Source organism: Moorena sp. SIO3I6, from assembly GCF_010672095.1.
This window is the reverse complement of the sequence record NZ_JAAHHU010001143.1, coordinates 1-1,635: the sequence shown is the minus strand read 5'-3', so window position 1 is coordinate 1,635 and position 1,635 is coordinate 1. Positions and strand designations below refer to the sequence as shown.

Here is a 1,635-nt window from a genome sequence, read left to right as displayed (position 1 = left end):
TTCGGTGGCCGCTCATCAGGATTCACCATGGCTCAATTACTTGTCTGTTCTGAGTTTCACACGACTCGAACCCTGAGGCAATCCCCCCTCTTGACAAAAGGCTTTTTCTCTTAACTTGTCACCAATGGCGTAGGAGAGGCCATTGATCTGCCCAGGGAGTCTCACTTCGATGTTGTGGTGTCAGGGTCGGCTACAAAAATAGAAAATACCGTTTCAATGTCTTGATTTATAAACACTAATGAAAGTAGAAACAGCCGTTATTCTAGCTGCTGGTATGGGCACTAGACTCCAGGAATTAGGCCAATCGGCTCCTAAAGGATTTCTCCAGTTGGGAGAGCAACCCATTATTGAGGAATCGATAGAGCGCCTGACTGCTTGCGGTATGCAGCGCATCATCATTGTCACTGGTCATTTATCTGACTTTTATGAGCGTCTGCAGCAACGTTTTAATGATCAGATATTGACGGTTCATAACCCACGCTATGCCGAATCAGGTACCATGTATTCCCTCTATTGTGCCCGTGAGCTGATTGAGGGGGATTTTCTGTTGTTGGAATCAGATCTGATTTACGAACAGCGTGCTTTGACAGCAGTCTTGAACTTTCCTAAAGACAATGTAGTGTTGCTATCTGGCCAAACCAATGCTGGCGATGAAGTCTATGTGGAAACCTCAGGTGAGACAATCGTTGCGATGTCTAAAAATAAGGCTGAACTGGGGAGTCAAATTGCTGGTGAATTGGTCGGTATTTCCAAAATATCCCAGCCTTTGTTTCAAAGCATGTTGGCGCAAGCTACCCTAAGATTTAAAACCAGCTTCAAGGTGAATTATGAAACTGATGGGCTGATAGCAGCAGCAACATCCTATCCAGTATACTATACGGTGATTAGGGATCTACTCTGGGCAGAAATTGATGACCGATACCAGTTTGCCAGAGCTAGAGAGCAAATCTACCCAGCAATTCTCCAGAAAGATGCTTAGTCACGTAAGCATTTCGCTATCAGCTATCAGCTATCAGCTATCAGCTATCAGCTATCAGCTATCAGCTTTTGAATCAAACAGGTCAGCATTCGAATAATGCTGAGTTATGTCACAGGGTCGTTCGCACAGCGTGGCCATTCCCGTAGCGTGGCCAAAGGCCAAGGCCAAAGCCTGTGCTACAAAGCTGTTCGCGCAGCGTGAGCTAAAGGCTGACGGCTGACGGCTGACTGCTGAATGCTTACATACTACTTGAGCTCCTTATGCGCTATGGGTTACTTCCCTTCTTAAGCACTGTTAGCTACCCATAGCGGATTTGGTAGCAAACGTGATAATGCCAACACCAACAACAACCAAAAAGAAAGCGAAATATACAAACGTCTTTGAATAGGGTTTGTTTACCATTACTTTATCGTTACTACTCTTGTTACTATTCATAGCTCCGCGAACAGAAAGAAATAGTAAAGGAAGAGAAACAATCATTCCTAATACTTCTATTATAAATAGCGCCTGAGGCATTGGATCTGGCGAGACTGGAAATAGTGTTCCTAAGTCTAAGGCGTATACGATAAAATAGGAAATAGCACATATAATCCAGACACAATAAACGCCCAATTCAAATCTTTTAAAATAAAGTAAACAATCAAAAGGCTGACTAT

At 43.7% G+C, this 1,635-nt stretch carries 1 protein-coding gene and 1 pseudogene; one reads left to right on the top strand and one right to left on the bottom strand.

Features of this window, described 5'->3' with window-relative positions; all coding sequences use genetic code 11:
• The first annotated feature begins 238 nt into the window (after positions 1–238).
• Entirely contained in the window at positions 239–979 is a 741-nt protein-coding gene (locus tag F6K49_RS47050; RefSeq protein WP_293109382.1) for a phosphocholine cytidylyltransferase family protein, read from the top strand.
• Positions 980–1,273: 294 nt separating this feature from the next.
• Here F6K49_RS47050 and F6K49_RS47045 read toward each other — a convergent pair.
• Positions 1,274–1,635 (bottom strand): annotated as a pseudogene (locus tag F6K49_RS47045) (hypothetical protein); the annotation flags it as partial.